Origin of the sequence: Phnomibacter sp., from assembly GCF_036803085.1 — a bacterium.
Lineage (GTDB): Bacteria > Bacteroidota > Bacteroidia > Chitinophagales > Chitinophagaceae > Phnomibacter.
Window position 1 is genome coordinate 168,952 of record NZ_DAIRUZ010000007.1, and the last position, 18,847, is coordinate 187,798.

14 protein-coding genes are annotated in these 18,847 nt (G+C 42.0%); 5 read left to right on the plus strand and 9 right to left on the minus strand.

The features are described from left to right. Positions 1-39 precede the first annotated feature (39 nt). The 5 genes from V7Q13_RS14290 to V7Q13_RS14310 are packed head-to-tail and all read right to left on the minus strand — an operon-like array spanning position 40 to position 4,250. The gene (locus V7Q13_RS14290) at positions 40-1,107 is read right to left on the minus strand and encodes a hypothetical protein (protein WP_333801339.1); all 1,068 of its coding nucleotides are present in this window, start codon (positions 1,105-1,107) and stop codon (positions 40-42) included. Between the two features lie 4 nt (positions 1,108-1,111). Beyond that, positions 1,112-1,831 carry a DUF6602 domain-containing protein gene (locus tag V7Q13_RS14295; protein WP_333801340.1) on the minus strand — a complete coding sequence of 240 codons (720 nt, stop codon included), beginning with the start codon at positions 1,829-1,831 and terminating at the stop codon, positions 1,112-1,114. A gap of 2 nt (positions 1,832-1,833) precedes the next feature. Continuing rightward, on the minus strand, positions 1,834-2,769 hold the full coding sequence (locus V7Q13_RS14300) for an AAA family ATPase (protein WP_333801341.1): 936 nt from the start codon (positions 2,767-2,769) through the stop codon (positions 1,834-1,836). After that, entirely contained in the window at positions 2,770-3,279 is a 510-nt protein-coding gene (locus tag V7Q13_RS14305; RefSeq protein WP_333801342.1) for an HORMA-1 domain-containing protein, read from the minus strand. Between the two features lie 5 nt (positions 3,280-3,284). Continuing rightward, complete coding sequence (locus V7Q13_RS14310; RefSeq protein ID WP_333801343.1) at positions 3,285-4,250, minus strand: CBASS oligonucleotide cyclase; 966 nt, start codon at positions 4,248-4,250, stop codon at positions 3,285-3,287. Positions 4,251-4,971: 721 nt separating this feature from the next. Here V7Q13_RS14310 and V7Q13_RS14315 point away from each other — a divergent pair. From V7Q13_RS14315 to V7Q13_RS14330, 4 genes are all read left to right on the plus strand, one after another. Next, positions 4,972-6,042, plus strand: coding sequence for a helix-turn-helix domain-containing protein (locus V7Q13_RS14315; protein ID WP_333801344.1), 1,071 nt, complete (start codon positions 4,972-4,974; stop codon positions 6,040-6,042). Continuing rightward, complete coding sequence (locus V7Q13_RS14320) at positions 6,039-6,551, plus strand: hypothetical protein (protein ID WP_333801345.1); 513 nt, start codon at positions 6,039-6,041, stop codon at positions 6,549-6,551. Before V7Q13_RS14315 ends, V7Q13_RS14320 begins: the two co-directional genes overlap by 4 nt. A gap of 1,078 nt (positions 6,552-7,629) precedes the next feature. Next, a complete protein-coding gene (locus V7Q13_RS14325) occupies positions 7,630-8,370 on the plus strand; it encodes a hypothetical protein (RefSeq protein WP_333801346.1) in 741 nt (246 codons plus the stop codon). Positions 8,371-8,498: 128 nt separating this feature from the next. After that, complete coding sequence (locus V7Q13_RS14330; protein ID WP_333801347.1) at positions 8,499-8,963, plus strand: ASCH domain-containing protein; 465 nt, start codon at positions 8,499-8,501, stop codon at positions 8,961-8,963. A gap of 6 nt (positions 8,964-8,969) precedes the next feature. Here V7Q13_RS14330 and V7Q13_RS14335 read toward each other — a convergent pair whose 3' ends face one another. The 3 genes from V7Q13_RS14335 to V7Q13_RS14345 form a co-directional block, all read right to left on the minus strand. Next, positions 8,970-9,680: a hypothetical protein gene (locus V7Q13_RS14335; RefSeq protein WP_333801348.1), complete on the minus strand. Its 711-nt coding sequence runs from the start codon at positions 9,678-9,680 to the stop codon at positions 8,970-8,972. Positions 9,681-9,951: 271 nt separating this feature from the next. Further along, the gene (locus tag V7Q13_RS14340) at positions 9,952-12,507 is read right to left on the minus strand and encodes a DUF3320 domain-containing protein (RefSeq protein ID WP_333801349.1); all 2,556 of its coding nucleotides are present in this window, start codon (positions 12,505-12,507) and stop codon (positions 9,952-9,954) included. Next, on the minus strand, positions 12,453-15,854 hold the full coding sequence (locus tag V7Q13_RS14345) for a DUF4011 domain-containing protein (RefSeq protein WP_333801350.1): 3,402 nt from the start codon (positions 15,852-15,854) through the stop codon (positions 12,453-12,455). Before V7Q13_RS14345 ends, V7Q13_RS14340 begins: the two co-directional genes overlap by 55 nt. Positions 15,855-16,526: 672 nt before the next feature. On the opposite strand from V7Q13_RS14345, the gene V7Q13_RS14350 reads away from it, so the two are divergent. Beyond that, the gene (locus V7Q13_RS14350) at positions 16,527-17,402 is read left to right on the plus strand and encodes an HIRAN domain-containing protein (protein ID WP_333801351.1); all 876 of its coding nucleotides are present in this window, start codon (positions 16,527-16,529) and stop codon (positions 17,400-17,402) included. A gap of 649 nt (positions 17,403-18,051) precedes the next feature. Here V7Q13_RS14350 and V7Q13_RS14355 read toward each other — a convergent pair. Further along, complete coding sequence (locus V7Q13_RS14355; RefSeq protein ID WP_333801352.1) at positions 18,052-18,774, minus strand: hypothetical protein; 723 nt, start codon at positions 18,772-18,774, stop codon at positions 18,052-18,054. Between the last annotated feature and the right edge of the window lie 73 nt (positions 18,775-18,847).

Consider the following 18,847-nt stretch of genomic DNA (forward strand, 5'->3'; position numbering starts at 1 on the left):
CTTGATTAACGCACCAAACAGCCACAATTGACACTAAATTTAGTAAAATTCTTTTAAAACTGAATTTGGCTGATATTCATATTTTTTTATCACTTCTTTGCAGGCATATATAATTTCACTTTTGCTTTTCTCAGAAATGTTAGTTAGAATATTATTGGAATTTTCTACACTTCTTATAACAATAACGTCAAGGTAACTAGCAATATGATTTATTACCATAATTACTTGCTGTGTAAACGTCTGGGAAATTCGATTGTAGTTGCATCGATATGCATCCAAAACTAAATTCTCCAACAAATAGGAACTTAAAGGCAGACCATTTCTTTTCTTCCATTGCTTAAGAACTATAACTATCTGCTTTTGCGTCTCAGTTAATAGGCTCTTCTTCAGCAGACCAATATCTGTCTTAGTATAGCTAGAGTTATCAGAGAAAAAAGAATTATCATTAACAAATAAATAACCGGAACTGCTATTTTTTTTTGAATCAGTAAGTTTATATGGAACAATGTCAACTCTGCATTCATTAATTCCAACTTTAATATATACACCTATAGATTTTTTTTGATCTCTAACATCGGCAATAGAGTATTGCCCTTTTAGACTTACTAAAAATCCTAAAACGTTTTCAAACATTTCTCTTGTTGAACTGAAGCTTTTAGACTTGAATGCAAAGCAAACATCTATATCAAATTTATCCTTTATTGCGGTTCCTTTTTCGGTTGAACCTATACGAACTGGCTCCCCATTCAATTTATCTGCAAAGTTATTTTTTAGAACCGATACGAGAATATTTGCTTTTTCACTTAAAAGTAGATGCTTTTTATCTGATTTTTTCAACTTAACTTTTGATGCAAGTGCTTGCAAATATGCGTCTGTATTTATCGGTTTCTCCAGTGAATTTTCATAATCAACGATTGACCCATATATATATCCAGCAATTGCTCCGACAAATGCACCTTTACACCCTTCATAAAATAATCTTTCCCAATCAAACTTCTGTTCTTGAGTTTTATCCATTTCATTTAATTGGTGAATTAAATTTAGTAATGCATTTCCGATTCCCGCAATACAAGCCACCTTTACTGCATATCTACTTGCTTTATCCATTATGTTATTTATTCAACCATTTGAAATATGAAAGCACATCAATCATCGGAACTGTTCCACTATATTGTAGCTGAGATATAAGTTGAAACAGGAATGCTGTTGCAGGTTTGCCTCCATTAAAAAACTGATATTGTTTTAAAGGAAGATCAAATAAAAAGTATCCGTGTGCAGCGACACAACCAATATCCAAACATCCTAAATCAAATTTCAAAACATCTTCTAAAGATTTTCCGAACGCTGGTGTCCAATCACTTTCAAGTGTCAAAATTCCTCCTACAATTTTCACTGGCGGCTTGGCAGGATAAACACCACCTGCATGTGGTATTGGCAAGCTAGTGCGATGCAAATTCCTCACACTCTGCACTTTCTCTTGTGCATACTTTACATAGTCTGCATTAATTGCCTGTTTTGCTTCAAATACAGCATATACACTCTCAGCAGGTACAATCTTCTGCCCTTCATAATCAAAAATAAAAGGTGAGTATTGCCTGTCAAAAACAACTACATCCATCTGTTGGCTAAAAACACCATTACTATCTACAACAAAGGCTTTTTCTGCTTGATACCTTTTAGGTAAATAAGTCTGGAGCATTTCAAGCCATATTTTTTCACTGGCATCGCCTTTCGATCCAGGGTGTACAATTGTTTTACGAGCTGTCTCCAATTTTTGATGGATAACGTCATGAAGGCCCTCAAGCAATGTTTTTAATGACCAATCTGCCATAATTAATACTCTTTAAATGGTGAAGTAGGTATAATGCCTTTTGCAATTTCCTTTGCCCTTGTTGGGGTCACATTTTTATCAGGATATGCATCCAGAATGATAGAAGGTATAAGTCTTTGTGTTAAATCAGAAAAGGTAAAACCGTATTCAAACTCTTTGCTTTCTCCAGTCATTTCCACAATCTCTTCAACGTCTTTTAGATTAAACCCCAACTCTTGTAATGGTCCGTTTAATACATTTAGCCTTTGGTCTTTACTTGGTCTGTTAAAGTAAAGAACTTCTGCAGACCTTCTTTTGATTGCAGGATCAAGAGAGCCTATTCTATTAGTACACATTAGGACTGCAGCTGGCAGTTTACCATTTCCAAGATTATCAATACCCCGGATGAAAGCATTTACTCCTGCTTTGTCCTCATGATGCATTTGTGTATTTTCTCTGGATTGTGCAAGCGCATCAGCCTCGTCAACCAATAAAATAACGGCTCCTCTTGCAGCCCCAGATTGGCCTTTTATTTTTTTAGCTTTTTCAATTGTATATTCAAATGCCGTACTTATTAACTGCGTCATTTGTCCAACACGGCCATTACCTCGGGCTGACAGGCTTATTGGTAAAAGTGTAATATTTATTTTTTCCTGTCTTGCGACTTCATCACCTATGGTTAATGCTAATTCAGTTTTACCAGCACCTACGTCACCCGCTAATACAATTAGGGGTGGTCTCCTAAGTACAGTATGGATGATTTTCTTTGCAGAAGGATGGTGTTTTTTGGCCCACTCTTCAATTCCTGTCGGATTGACAAGGAGACCTAATATTTTTTTCAACTTATTCTTTTGCTCATCAAGACCGATAAGCATAGAATATCTCTCTTTCATATCTGTATCAGGATAAGTATACGCTTGCTCAAATAATTCCTCAGCACTGGGTTTCAAATTTTCCATTTAGTAACTTTTTAAAATTGAACGATCTAATGATTTGCCGCCAGCAGAATAAGATTTGTCTACACTCATATACCCGGATATACCAGGTTCAGAAGCATACACTCGTTGAAAAGGAAGAGTTCTTTTAAAAGCATCTTTTTCAGCTTGGGATAAACCATCCCAAGCCAAGCTGTATGTTAAAAAAGAATGGAATGAAGCCCCTTCAATATTTGCGTTTGCAGGTATTCTTCCTGGATCATCATCTGAAGAACTCATTCCATATAATTCTTTAGCTGTATATCGCAGAGTAGGGGTAATCCAATTGTCGTTCTTCTTGTATCCGTAAGTAACAGTTCCCAGGTATCCTTTCTTCAGTAATTCAATTAACTCGCTTTCATATGAACTGATATCATAGTCACTGGGCTGACCATAAAATCTTTGCACTCTTTTTAAATCAGTAGCAACTTTTGATGCAATGTGCTTTGCATGCGTTTCGGTAAATGATTGTGAAACAGTATAACTATAACTCATGATAATTAAATTTGAAATGAAGGGCCAAAAACTTTTTGCCAATAATAAACTGTTTCTTTTTTTGTAGGAGCAGCCATAGCTGCGTCAATTGCATCTCCTGCATCAATTGCTGCTTCAACAATAGCTTTTGCTTGCTGAATATTATATTGTTTAGCAGCATTGTTCTCAGCGTTAACCGGATCTATAATTTTTACAGGACTGGAATGAGAACCAATACTTGATAACGGGTAATAATCATTAAAAGCAATTAGTTCTTTCAAATCACTTTTAGCTAAGTAGGTAAAAAACTCCTGAAGTGCTTCAGGATAATCTGAAAAATCTTTACCGCTATCCAATAATTTCGACATAATTAATTCAACCATGAATGACTTAAATCGAAAATTTTCATTCTCGCTTTTGAGAAAATATACCCACTGTTTGGCTAAACGTATAACCTGTGAAAAGTGGACTTCTTGTTTTTTCTTTCTTTTGCCGATAAACTCAATATGTCTCGGGATACAAGTTTTCAAAAACGAACCATCATCCTGGCTAACTAAATCACCGTACCAATTTGGATCCCCGCTGTATAAAATAGGCACAACATCAACATCGAGGCCACTGCCAATAAATGAAACTGTTACACTATATGTTTTAGGTTTTACCTGTTCCGGTTTAAAATTAGGAAATGCCTTGCGTAAACGTTCTGCCAAGTACTCAATAAGAGCCTTAACATCCTTTGGTGCCTCGGCTCCGCTTACGTAACAAGCAACATCAATATCATTTAATGATTTTAAAGCAGTTCCCTTTGCAAGGCTCCCCGATAAAATCATTTTCTTTAAAGTAAAATCAGGATACTCCGATATGTAACCCTCAAGTTTCTCTCTTAACCGTTGCACTTGGGCTCTATATTCATCGGCTTTGTCCTTCGGTAAATTCACCTTTTCTTTTGCATACTCTGCAATATCTGAGTGACTGACATGCTCTTTTGCCATTATTTTATTTTTATTTATGTGTTACTAGTTCATTTCTGTTAGAGCCTTGATATGATATCTCACCACCTCTATACTGAATTACAACTTTTGATTTGCGAAGTATTGTAAACACAGTGGCTATATCATTAGCCCCTTTTGCGTTTCGTTTACTTTGGTGACTTTCTTAGTCCCCCTTTTAACCATCCGTACAGCGCCGGGGTATTTGGTGTTAGAGTTGATACTATCCCATTGTTTTTCATTTAAATGGGTGAATACAATAATTGCCCACAATATTTTGCGGAGTAGCGGGCATTCTAGCCGTCATACATGCTGTGAAGGAAATCGATGGGCCGCAATGGCCCCGGATACAAATCGTAAGGGGTTTAGGGGTTTCCCTTATTTTTGGCACCGGTGTTCATACCGATTCCGGGAAGTTTCTAGCATGCTATAAATCTTCCCTTCGCCCTCGCCGGTTCTCGACCAACCAGTGGGGGCTTCTTCTTTTTTTCAGAATCACCCTCCAAATCACGGGCCAATAACTGTAACCTGCCACATTGGCTTAACATTTCATTAGCAACCCGTAAGTAGACAACCATAATTCTGACAGACAGTCAAATATACAACTTTTGTCAACCTACTCCCATCCATACCCTAGTAAAAACTGACATAAATACTGAAGTGGAATAAACGTGAATCGAAATTTGTCAACTTACCCTTACCTTTGCACAACAATTCTCGCATTATGTCAGCCCCATTTTCACAGCGCTTCAAAGAAGCCCGTATGCTCAATGGGTTTTCTTTACAAGATCTGGCCAATAAACTCCAAGCCGAACAAATCAGCATCTCAAAGCAGGCACTCCACAAATACGAAAAAGGCGAAGCCATACCCGATACCCAAATGCTGCTGCAGCTCAGTAGGGTGCTGGGTGTACGCCTCGATTTCTTTTTCCAACGCCACACCGTAGAGCTCAGCACTCCGGAGTACAGGAAGCTCAGCAAGCTGCCGGTAAAAGAGCAGGAACGCATCACTGCCATTACCCGGTTTGCGGTGTCCCGCTATCTCGAACTGGAGTCCTTATTAGGCCTGAATACTCCTTTCATCAATCCCTTAGCCAACTTTCCGGAAATCAACGAGCTGGCAGAGGTGGAAGTTGCAGCCAACCACGTTAGAACCCAATGGAATTGGGGTACCGGCCCATTATACAATGTGCTCGAACTATTGGAAGACCAGCATGTAAAAATGATACTCCTCCAATCCGAGGACAGCTTCGATGGTATGAAAGCCTGGGTGAATGACCAGCAAATTGCAGTCATTGCCCTGAATAGTGTGCGCCTCAATAGCCCCGACCGGCTTCGTTTTACCGCCTTACACGAATTAGGCCACCTCTTACTGCCCATCAACCATTTGCCCGAAAAAGAAAGAGAACGGATGTGCAACCGCTTTGCAGCAGCTATGTTATTGCCTGAGTCTACTGCCAAAATGGAATTCGGAGCCAAACGCAATCGCCTGCACCTGCAAGAACTGGCCGATCTGAAAAAGCAGTACGGCATATCCATGCAGGCCCTCGCCTTCCGTGCCAACGATTTGGGCATCATTACCGACAGTTACCTGAAACAGTTTATATTTATGTTTTATCAGCATGGCTGGCGCCAAACTGAACCGGCACCTTACACCGGTGAAGAAAAGGCTACCCGCTTCAATCAGTTATTGATGCGGGCGTTGGCTGAAGAAATAATTTCAATAGACAAAGCAGCCGTATTGAATAACCAGTCTTTACTCGCATTCAGAAAACAGTTACAAATGGTAGAATGAATATAGCACTCACCGATGCATGTATTTTTATAGACCTGCACGACCTCTCACTCACACATCAGTTATTCCAACTACCTATTGATATTCATACCAGCGATGCCGTATTTGCAGAGCTGTATGCGGAGCAACAAGAAATCTTAAGGACATTTGTATCCAGCCAACGATTGTTCATTCATGCATTAACCTTAGAAGACATGTCATCCATTCAGGCCTTGCCTTTGCCAGATGGACTAACATTTAATGACAAAACGGTGCTCTATCTGGCCTCAAAAACCGGCGGCATGGTACTCACCAGCGATGCAAAGGTGCGCTATCATGCAGGCAGGCAAGCTATCGAATACCATGGCATGCTATGGCTGTTCGACCAAATGCTATTGCATCAGCTAATCACAAAAAAGGCAGCTATTGCTGCACTTCAACGCCTCTGTTGTATCAACAACACTTTCCAAAACAATCCCCGGCTGAAAGAGGAAATAGAAAACCGGCTGAAAAGCTGGGAAACTCCTTAGTAAAAATCAATTCTCAGCATAAGCTCCGCCTTGGTTCGTGGCTCACGAAACAGGCGCCAAATACAGCAACAATATCCCATAACCATTACATTACTGCATTTACCGCCACTCCCACGGTGCAACTGGTTGTTTCTCTGCCCACAGGCCAATCTGGGCAGTATGAGCAGCCAGCTCCAGCTTTGCCCAGGCTACGTTTTGGTCATACCAGGTATAATGCCACGCCAGCCCATTCACCTACCAACTTACCAATCTCCAAACTTATCAACCCAAAAAATCACCAACTACCACAAAAGTCAACCCGCTACACAAAGGGAGGTGCTGGCACGGCAAAACGGGCGGAGCCATCGGGTTTGCCTTGATTTTTTTGGTACTTTTTGCATCAAGGCAAAAAGTACATGCTAACCCATGCAACGCCTTGGCTCGTACCATCAAACCATCCATCTTCGCCCTCGCAGCGTGTTGGTCATACCGGGTATAATACCAGGCCAGCCCTCACACTTACCAACCTACCAACCTACCAACCTCAAAAAAACCACCACGTTCAGTCAACCCGCCACACAGAGGGAGGCGCAGGCACGGCCATCCCGATAGCTATCGGGAGCCCGGAGGGTTCGGGTTGGCCTTGTCCCGATAGCAATCGGAATTTTTGGTACTTTTCGCATCAAGGCAAAAAGTACATACTATAAAAGCAGCCTATAACCATTATACTAACTGGCTGCATTAACCTTAGTTAATTATACCGTCCCCAATTTTATTAAATTGCATACCAACAAATACTCAATCCATGCCACTATTATGTACACTCACAACCAGCATGATTCTATAGGCTGCCACCAGTACTTGGTACCAGCATACCGGTAAAGTAGTCGGAATATTGGAGTCTACACGTTCATTCAATTGACGGTCTCACCTGGCACGATAAACCACCTGATCAAACCCACAAATGGACAGAGCTGAAACGAACCGCCAAAGCTGCTAAACGCGGCTTGTGGCAATTCAATAACCCTGTTGCCCTTTGGAATTAGAGGAATTAAAAAGACCTTATTTTAACCTGAATCAGAAATTAAAATACAAATTCATGTTATCGAAATCTATCTCTGCGTTGTTTCTTTTGGGCTTTCTTACTGCCTGTTTTTCTGACTCTTCAACTAAAAATCCTTCTGCTGATGAATCCAAGACCAGTGCTATCCCTATTATTGAAGGAATATGGGTACGGGAATCCGATTGTGGGGAATACCTTACCATTACGCATAACGGTTCAGATTCTTTCATGATTGCTGTTGATAATGAATTACTGTACGACGAGATCGGAAATCAATTTTCAGGATTTTTTGATAGTGCCAAACAACAATTCAATGTCAATACTGATACCGGTGTTGCACAACTGAAGTTTGATAAAGCAACTCAGCAGTTGGTGTCAAGTGCTGGCGTTCACTATCTGTACTGGAGTTCAAACAACCCGGATGTAGATATGGATGACACATTAAACATCGGCACATGGTCCTACAATCATCCAAACGGTGATGGCTCCGACTTATTCATCTTTGACATTAAACTCAAAAAGAACGGCCTTGGCTTGGTGATGATTGGTGAAGGGCAAGATTTGTATATGAAACAATCCATCAAAGGCGACAGCTTACTGCTTTCCCGCAATGCTGGTTTTATTTCAAAAGACATTACAAAGCTGTATGGCTTTTTTAGTTCATCGAAGGATAGCCTCACCATCAAGTGGCCAATACAATTATTCAATGAAGGTGCTGCAAAGGATTCATACGACTTTGATACCCGGCTGCTTGTTTTACAAAAAGACACGCTTTAATCGTGCTGCACATGTCAAAGTCACCAAAAACCAACGCCCCCAAGCTCTTCACGGTTCTGGAGCGCCAAAGCATGGCTAACGCAGACACATTTGTGGCTTTTTGGAAGCAACAATAGGAGTTTCCCAACATGCATTGGTATGCCGATAACATCGGGCTGCAAGCGTTGACATTCCGCAACCTCAACGATTTATTTAGTTGGAAAAATGGCATGAACCTGAGTGGTGTACCGGTACATCCGCTGTATCTGAAAAACAGTTTAACATTGAAACCCTATGATATGCATGCTTCTGAAAAGTTAACTTATCCATCGCTCCCAACCTCACTACGCATTGTCATCAAGCAGCCTTGGTTCAATGAAATTGCTGCAGGCACCAAAAAAACAGAATACCGTGATGAAAAGCCCTTTTGGCATGCCCGTTTGTTCAACAAAGACGGCAGCCGGAAGGAGTACAATTTTATAGAGTTTATCAACGGCTATAATCCCGATTCCAAAAGAATGATAACTGAGTACAAAGGCTTTTCCATTCGCAATGGCAAGTACCACATCAAAATTGGAAGAATTCTCAAAAGTCCATTTGTACCGGGCATTTAGTTTAGCCTACTTAGTAGCTTCTTCAAGCATATTTAACTGCAGATACTGTTCTCGCAACAACTCTGCAAAACCATCTTTATTTATCATGCCATGTCTGGCTCTATGATAGCCAATAAAGACAAAAGTTCTATTACCAATTTCAAATTTCCCTTGGAATATTTCAGTCTTGTCAATGAAGTCAATTCCTTGTCCAAACCTGTTTTCCTCAATAGCTTTTTTGATTTCACGATACGCCCTGATGCCTTCAATGATGATTAATTTAGGGGCTACTTTCTGTATCAATTCACGAGTCCATTCATAGTGCTTTTTATAAAATAACCATTTCGGCGTTTCATCAATCTTTTTGGCTGTAGTGTATAGTTGTGAGGCTGTCCTCGTGGCTAAATGAAATACATTCGATTTCACTATTCTTCCTTCTAATACGTTCTCTAATCCAGCTTTTCTAAACACATAAAATGTGTCTCTTCCTGTAGAGTATGTATCATATTTCGTATAAGTCAATCCTGTTCTTTCCATCACATCAGCACAATATTTATCACCCATTCCTGGGTTAAATCCCAAAATCAGCACATCAGCATTTTCATAGAAAGGACTGAACAAAAACTGATACCGTATAGTTTCATTCTTTTCAGCTAAGCTTTTAAAATATTGTTCTATTTCCTTTTGCAATGTGTCAATTGCAGGATGATAGCTGTTTTTAGGTTTAATGGTTGGCATACTTGGCAGTTTTCAGTTTTGCCAGCTTTGCTGGCTATCAATGCTTCTATTCTTTTTTCCTCATCTCTGATTGTGGTAGCTTTCTCATAGTAGCCCCTTTTCACTGCATCATTTTTTTGTGCAAACAATTCCTGCAGATACAATTGCAGTTTCTCTATGGCCATTTCTGGCTCCATATTTTCCAATTGATTATAGCCACCATTATTATGGTAATGCAAATTTTCGTTTCCCATATCCTATATTATTTGCAGCTGGTAAATTGTATCGGCTTCTAAATCGTAACAGCGATTATCCTGCCATTTCTATTCAGCAATTTCCCAATTTCAAGACCGTAGTTAAGCCCTTCCTCCATACATTGCTGCACGTTCTGTCCCATACGGGCAAAACCAAACAATTTTGCTGTTTCCCGAAGCAACTCTTCTGATGGCAAACTTATCTGATGCGTTAAGATATCATGCATGCCATTCACAATCTCAATAAAAGGAATATCCTCTATATTCCTCTTGACAGAAGTTGATGACACTTCAGGAACACGATATTGCACATAATCTTTCACCACAAATCCTTTTGGCACTACAATCTCTTGGTTTGATATGGATAAGTATTCACATGACACTTGTTCAATAGCACTAGTCAGTTGTTCTTCAATTCTAACGCCCAATCTGGCTATTCCCCACGCTTGTAGCACTCGATGATACAGCAACCGTCTGGTAATAGGTGCCTCAGCTTGTATTACAGCGCCTAACTGTTGGGCAATAAACGCCTCTTGAGAATAGGCTAAGAAATCTATGTAACTCAGCTGCACCTTTGGCAAATTGGCTTCTCTATAAAATTGTCGGAATTGGGTCTGAGTCTTTGCCGCTACATTTTTATTCAACATTAATGGGGCTGCTAACGCCTGTTCAGATGCAACTTCCGCTTTTTCAAGCTCCGTTGCAGGTAGCACCTCCACTATAGTTTCACTTACATCAACTGGAGCATTTTCAATAGCGCTACCGATTGCATCCCTCAACTTTTGAATTTCCCTGCTACTACGCATCCACCAGTCTGCTACCCAAATACGATGTATCCGCCAGCCCAAATGCTGCAACACGTCAACTTTACCAATATATCGGTCCCTTGCGGCAGGTACCCCGGCAAATTGCTTACCGTCACACAGCACTCCCAAGAGGTATTTTCCTTTGTGCTGTGGGTGCACAACAGCTATATCTACCTTAAATCCAGAAGTGCCTACTCCGGTATGTACTTCATAGCCCATTTCCCTGATAGTATCGGCTATAGCCATTTCTACATTACCTGAATGACTCAATGCTCGATGCATTGCCCCTGGCAAAGCTGTTTTTCCCTTCTCAGCATATTCTAAGAATGCTTTCAACCCTGCCACCCCCTCACTCGAAGTTCGGGTCAGATCAATCTGAGAGCCACGAAGGGTACTAAACACTTTCATTTCATAGCGGGCCCTACTCACTGCCACATTCAATCGTCGCCATCCCCCATCACGATTAATAGGCCCGAAATTCATGTACAACTTTCCCTCTTTGTCCGGGCCATATCCCACAGAAAAAAGAATCACATCCCTTTCATCTCCTTGCACGTTTTCGAGATTCTTAATGAAAAGCGGCTCTTCCCTTTCATATGCCCATTTCTCCAATATAGGTTCCTGTGCAAATACTGCATCTGCCAAATCCTGAATCAGTTGCTGTTGTACACTGCTAAATGTCACTACACCTATACTTCGCATCCTTAGTGACGGATCTTTAAGCCGTTGTACAATTTCTGCTACCACAGCCTCCGCTTCCGCCTTGTTGTTCCGGGCTTTACTTCTGTCATAATACCCCTGCACCGACACAAAACCAACCTTCGTCTCAATATCATCTGCACTCGGAAAAGTCAGCAATTGGTGGTCGTAGTACTTAGCATTACTAAAAGCAATCAAACTCTCATGACGGCTTCTATAATGCCATAATAGATGTTTGCTCGGCATGGGCAAAGCCAAACAGTCATCCAAAATACTCTCCATATCCTCCTTATCTGCATTGTCCCCGTCAAATTGCTGCGCAGCAAAAAAACTGGTCGGGGGCATTTGCTTCGGATCTCCAACTACCACCACATTTTTACCCCTCGCAAGGGCTCCGATAGCTTCTGCAGTGGGCATCTGAGATGCCTCATCAAAAATGATTAAATCAAACGGCTCCAAATCCAGACTTAGGTATTGTGCCACAGACATCGGGCTCATCAGCATACATGGCGTAATCCTTGGCAACAAGTGAGGTAGCTGCTGAAATAACTGTCGTATACTAATACCTCTGCCATTATTACCAATAGCTCTTTTTAATATCGACACCTCACTACTTCTGGCAGCCTCGTGCAGCATATTGGGCAATCTGCTAGTGACAACTGCAGCAATCGTTTTACGCGACAAATCCTCAAATTGTTGCATAAGCTTAGCATATCTTTTGATACTGTCGTTATAAATATCAGAACTAAACTTACTCAACACACCCGAGGTCTCAATTTGAAAATCTGCAATGGCTTTATACACACCCTTTTTAACTGAATCGGCAAATCCCGAAACAGTTAGTTTTCCTTTATTCAGGGCCACAACAGCTGCTGCTAGACCAATCGATGCTAACTGACCACTCTGCTGCCTGTAAATACACCAGTCACGCAAATCCTGTAAATGTTCATGTGCGTTTTTGTACAAACTCACTATGTTACTCAGTCGCTTTGTCTCAGGATCATCCGAATCAAATGTCCATAACAACAACGCTTTTAGCCTTTCTTCTTCCTTAAAAAATGTGGTGAGCATCTGTGAAAATTCCGCCAAAAAGATTGCTTTAAAACAGCATAACCACTTACTCCTTCAGTTAACATGCCACCAAACTTTTCTCGCCACAAAGTCAATTGAGCCCCCTCAGATACAGTAAGCAATACATGGTTATAACTGGAATCTAATACTTCAATGCCGGTCAAAATTTTTGACCAATCTGTAGACACACCTTTCCACAATGGTCCAAGCAATGGCAACAACCAATTCGACTCACTCATAAGCGCTTTTTCCTCACCATGAACTACCCTGAGTTGCTCAAGTAATGCTGGAACCTCTTCATTACTTAGTTTCCTGCTCTTCGCATGAATCTGAAGTTGCTGTCTAACCTTTCGTTGTTGCCACCACCGCACAGGCCACCACCCCTGGCTGGCCCGCTGCCATTCCATTTGCAAAGCCTCTGGTTGCACCTGCAGAATAGAATCTAAGAATCTTTCTGAAATCCTACTTACACTTTCTTGATATTTTAAGCCCATAGTGGCAACCGAACGTATACGCTCCCATGTTTGGATTGGCTCACTCACTGTCAAAAAAGAAACTGGAAAGTCCGGCACTTGAATCCAAATCTCTAATAACCGCTGAATATAAATCCATTGTTCTCTTCCCGGTATAAACGCCTCTTCCAATCCAATAGTCTGAATCAACCGGCTTGTATGAAACTCAATCCAGTCTCCTGTCTCAATAAGATTTACTAATAGCTGATTCGCCTCAGTCTGGTCCTGCGTCGAATAGTGTTGGAGAAATACTGACTGCAGTGGATGCTTGTGAACTTCACGCAATGAATGAGCAGCAGCTTCAACAGCCTGCGCTTGGTCTTCGATTAACTGTAGGCGGATGGCATCAGGGTATTGAATAACAGCTTTCTCAATGGGTGCTTCCTCAAGCGAAACAGGCATACCAGAAAAACCATGTATAGCATCGTATAAAGACAGCCCCATTAGCCCCGGCTTATGCAACTCCTCTATGTATAAATTAAGATCCGCCCTTAAGGATTCAAGTCTATTCGCCTCCTGTTCAAAAACGCCCGAATCATCAACCCTGCCTGTTTCAATCACTTGCTTGAGTTGCTCCAATACAGCGGTCTTTCTCGATTTGTTACTGTGTAGTTCAAGACAATAGGGCCCAAGACCAATTGACGCAAGCCTTTTTTCAACAACCTCCAGCGCAGCCATTTTTTCTGCTACAAATAACACACGTTTGCCCCTGTACAAAGCATTGGCAATGATGTTGGTAATTGTTTGTGACTTACCTGTACCGGGAGGTCCGTGCAATACAAAACTTTTATCAGAAAGAGCTGATGCTATTGCCTTTAATTGGCTACTGTCGGCACCAATAGGCAATAGCACATCAGTAAGTTTCCATTGTTTATCGGGTTGGGCATCACCTGTGTTATCCAGGTCTGCCGCCCAGCTTAACTGATTTTTAATCAAACTGTCTACTACAGGGTTGCGGGCAAGCAAATGGGAATGCGCATGTAGGTCTCGCCACATCACAAACTTGCTGAAAGAAAAATGACCAATCAGCGCCTGTGTTTCTACATCCCAACGGGGCTGACTCATGATAAGTTGTCGAAAAATATGTAGTATTCGCTTTACATCAACGCCATTTTCATCTCTGGGCAACGGATCAAGTCCTGAAACAGTAATACCAAAGTCCTGGCGAAGCATTTCCAACAACGTAATGTTGATTTGAGACTCTTCGTCCCTGCTTCTGAGCACAAACCCTTTTTGAGCGCCTCTTCGGATGATTTCCACTGGAGTTAAAATCAAAGGAGCAAATCTTGGTCTTTGACTCTGCGGCGTCTCATACCACCGAAGAACACCAATAGCCAGAAACAACGTGTTGGCGCCATTTTCTTCTATGGCAGTCTTGGCTTTACGATACATCCCGGTTAGCACCTCCTGAAAGTGCGTCTCTGCCTGATAGCACCTGATTCTTTGATGCTGCAGCTCATGAGCAACCAATTGTAGGATAGGATCGTTAGCATGTAATGCTTCATACAACCCCGAATGACGTAAATGACCGTCCCAATCTGCAGGTCTGGGAAGCAATGTCATTTCCTTACCGGAAGAAAGCATATCCTCTAATTCAGACAAAGGCGGTGTTATCAGCTGAAGTGTTTGCTGACTGATACGCATATTCAACAAAGCATTGCGCAATGAAAGATCCAGCAGCTTCCGTTCCCAAATTTGCTGTCGGCCAACTGTAATCTTGCTGGTATGAACAAGCCGGTCACCTTGTCTGATTTCACTGATAACATCTTCTTTGCTATCCATTTTTGATGGCATTGCTGTTGGTGCCCATTTCCACTCATTTTCATCTTGCACCCTTATCGGTAAAGGCAATACACCTCCATAGCGGGCCCGCTTTATATCAATACACATGATAAAATCGTCGACATTAGTCATATGCGATGCGGCTAATTGCTCTGCCTGTTCAAATCCGAACTCTTTACCTGCATTCATGGCGGTAGCCTCAATTAATGCAATCTCATAAATGCCTTCTGCCATTCGTTTGCTAAGAATGCTCGGGTCATCAGTTACCGGATCAGCAAGTGTATCCTGAACAAGCCATGCGCCTACGAATGCATGCCCTTTGATGATGACCACAAGCGGATTCAGACCAGCCGCTTCCAAACAAGAAGCAAAAAGCAAACTCATATCCAAACAATTACCCATCCGCTGATTCACAACGGCATCCGGCATCCGTACTCGCTGACCTTGCTGTTCAAAACTGGCAGGTACTGTAGCATATACAATCTGAGTTTGCTTAATTGTATGGTAGATAGCCGCCATCATAAGTCGAACACGACTGATATCCTGACTTTGATAATCATCTAATGAAGGATTACCACTCAGTCGTTGCAATTCAATAGTAGAGGCTTGCAAAAGCTGTTGAATGGCAGGAATATTAGGCGTAACAAATGATGCCAGCAACTCTGGTAATACCTGTACCCCTAACCACATGTCTAATGGCATTAAACTCAAAGGCAAGCTTTGTTCTATACATAATGAACTATCGGATTGTCGAAACAACTTCACGATAAAGAATCCATCCTGCCGTTCAGTAAGCCCGGATAGCAAATCCCAATCCATCCGCACCGGGATATTATCTAACACGAAGGGTACATCAGCAACCAGTTTGTCAATCGTTACAGACCAGCTGGACCAAGCACCCAAATCATTTTCCAATAACAACCGATAAGAGGATGACTCATCTGCACCAGCATGTGCTGTAATAGAAATCTCCCGAATGGGTGGCACATGATTATGTAACATCGCAGCATTCATGGCTACTTGATACACAGGTACTATTTCAAATAATTCATGTGTGTTTTCAGTTGACATACGAGTTTGTATTTGTGCAAATATTTAGAGAAATATGCCAGGCAGGAGATTAATTTGATAGTTTCAGATGATGTTGCTAAAAAATCTTACCATTTGAGTATACTAATGATAAAATGCCAAATGCAAAAACATCCCCAAGTTTGATCAAAATGAAAAATCATTACACGAAAAAAGGGATGAACAAAACGGGATAAGGAGTTTAGGCACATGTATACTGCTTTTAAACGAGGAGCGTTTCCGACAGGTACAGGTATACCAAGCGCCTGCATCACACGCAGTCGTTATGTCATCACGCTCCCAGGCAGTGTTGTTACACCCGTAACTGAGAATTGCTCTACCTTAAATATCCTTACTTCCCGTATATCAACAAAATATTTTTAAAGCTGTTTTCTACGCTACCATGAAATTCGATGACTTAAAAAAAGAGAAACACGCTAATTTTAAATGCCTAAACGATGAAAAGGCAAACTTGATAGACTTTTGAGGTGATACTGAATCCTGTATTTGATATCTGAACAAAAAAATATGCAGCCCGAAGGCTGCATAGGGTGCAGTGGCCCGCAAGCCTCTGCACTTCAAAAGTAAAGGTTTGTATGCAATAAAAAATAGCATGGCAGAAGTTGGCAGGCAGTAATCCTGTAATCTGTCAACTGCCATCCATCATCTACCAATATGAACCGTACAACCTTTATAAAAAACCTCATTGGTTTATTCGGCGTAGGCGCATTGCCCAAGGCATTGGTAAAGCAGTATCAAAAAGTGTATTTGTTGCAGTGCTTTGTGCGGGGCTTTCGGTTTCACCAAGGGCCCAAGCTGTTGGAGCAAATGACGGTGGGCCAGTTGCTGGAGCTACAGCGGGAGCCACAAAACGAGCACGATGCCTGCGCCATTGCGCTGTACTGTGGGCCGCACATGATAGGCTACATCCCAAGAGAAGAAAACGAAATATTGAGCAGGCTCATGGATGCGCAGGTGGTAGAGCTGCTGGCAGAAATAACCCATATTGAACCCAAGGCGCAAGCCTGGGAGCATGTAGCCATAGCCGTGTATGTGCTCAAAGAAATAACCAACGAGCCATTGCCGGAAACCGCCAGTTATCTTACCACTATAGAAAGCCCGAATTACCGCACCTTAAGAAGCAGCAAAGACCGCCTGACACGGGTAAGCTATGCCCAAGCAGCCCCGCACCACGGACGAAAGGAAATACAAAACGCCGACGACTTTTATATAAGGTTAGTAGACCATAGCGATAACGACAGGGTGTACCAGCTCATCCACGAAGGTTTTAATACTGCTGAAAACATGGAGCTGGCTGTACAGGAATCGAGAATCATCATCAACCGCAACAGGCTGCCGCAAGATTTGCAGCTGGATGATGTGGTAAAGGCACTGGATGATGAAATAGTAAACATTGATGGCCACTTTGCCGAAAATGGCTATGTGGTGGCCAATATAGACCGGCTGGCAGAACTCTCTGACCGCATCCAACGCTTTACAGAAGTAACCGACAAAGAAGGCCGCCTGTTTTTTGATGCCATCATCCAGTAGATAGTTATCCGCCATTTTTCGTATCTCACGAATCAAACCTCTTCAAACAATCAATTATCACCTAATTCTTATAATTTTACAGCCGTAGCATTTTATTGAATTGTTACAATCTGGTCAGGCTGCGTACTTGACCAATCCGAAGGGGAAACAATATGTTTCCCCTTCGGTCATTTTTAGCTTTTGATAAATAATCTCCTCCGCCTTGGTTCGTGATCCAAAAGCCATGGTTCGTAGTTCACGAACCATCTACTTACACAGGCAGCGTTTTTGTAATACCGGGTATAATGCCAGCCCGCCGTGATACTATCTAACCCAATCTGGCTTAATTGAATAACTGGTATAGTTTTATTAGGTCGAGTCCACCAACCACCAACTACAAACCACCAACTACAAACCTTCCCCATAGTTACTCCCTACATACGCCCTAGATAATGCATGGGGAGTGGCACTTATCCACATTTTCGTTCGCATCAAATACCCAAAAATTAAACAACCCGGCTTATTATCTGCATATCCATTGATAATCAAAACGGTAAAAACACACCTATCATGTTTAGCCGTTGTGGGGTTATGCAACCTTATTTCCATGCAGAAAAAAAAGCAATCCTGTTTGGATTGCCTTTCGGTAAAATGTTTTATCACTGAATTGTTACTGATACTGCTTCCGCTCTTCACCAAAATAGGCTTTGTATTTATCCGATACGGCTTTCGATTGTGCCGCTCCGTTGATGTACAGAATACCTTCTTTCCATTCCAGTTGCACTTGCTCCTCATCTTTCAGCAATCCATCTTTTTTCAATTCCTTCAGCCCTTCCTGTGTTTTCTTCAATTGTGCCGCTGCGGCTTTTAGCTGCACCTGTGCTTCGGCCATCGCTTGTTGTATTTCTTTTTCCTTACCCGCAAGGGCCGCCTGCATTTCTTTCATGGCACTGGCCATTTCGGTGGCCTGCACCTGCCGGGCATGGGCCAGCTCCGTTTCCATGGCGGCCAAGGCTTCGTGGCTCAGGTGTTTGCTGATGTCTTTGTTTAATCGTATCGCATCAAGTTGCGCTTTGGCTGCTTGCAGCGATGCTTCCACGGCCTGCATATCCAGTTGCTGCAGGGCAGTTTGCATGCCGGCACGGGCCTGCAGCAGCGCATCTTTGGGCAGGTTGGCCATGGCTTGTTGCAAAGCGGCCATGGCTTCGGCCAACCGGGCTTCGGCCTCCGCCATGCTAACAGATTTTTTACGACTAGTATCCGCATTTGCTGCAGCCGGCGGGGCGGCTTTTGGCTGCGCAGTACCCCGAAACGGAGGTTGTAACAATACAATGGCGGTTACCACTACAATGGCCGGCAATAGCCAGCGACGGCGGTACATGGTTTGTTGCATAGATGTTTTTTTATATGATTTACGAAATGATTCGTAAATATAGTACGATTCATTTCGTACAAAATTCCTTCAT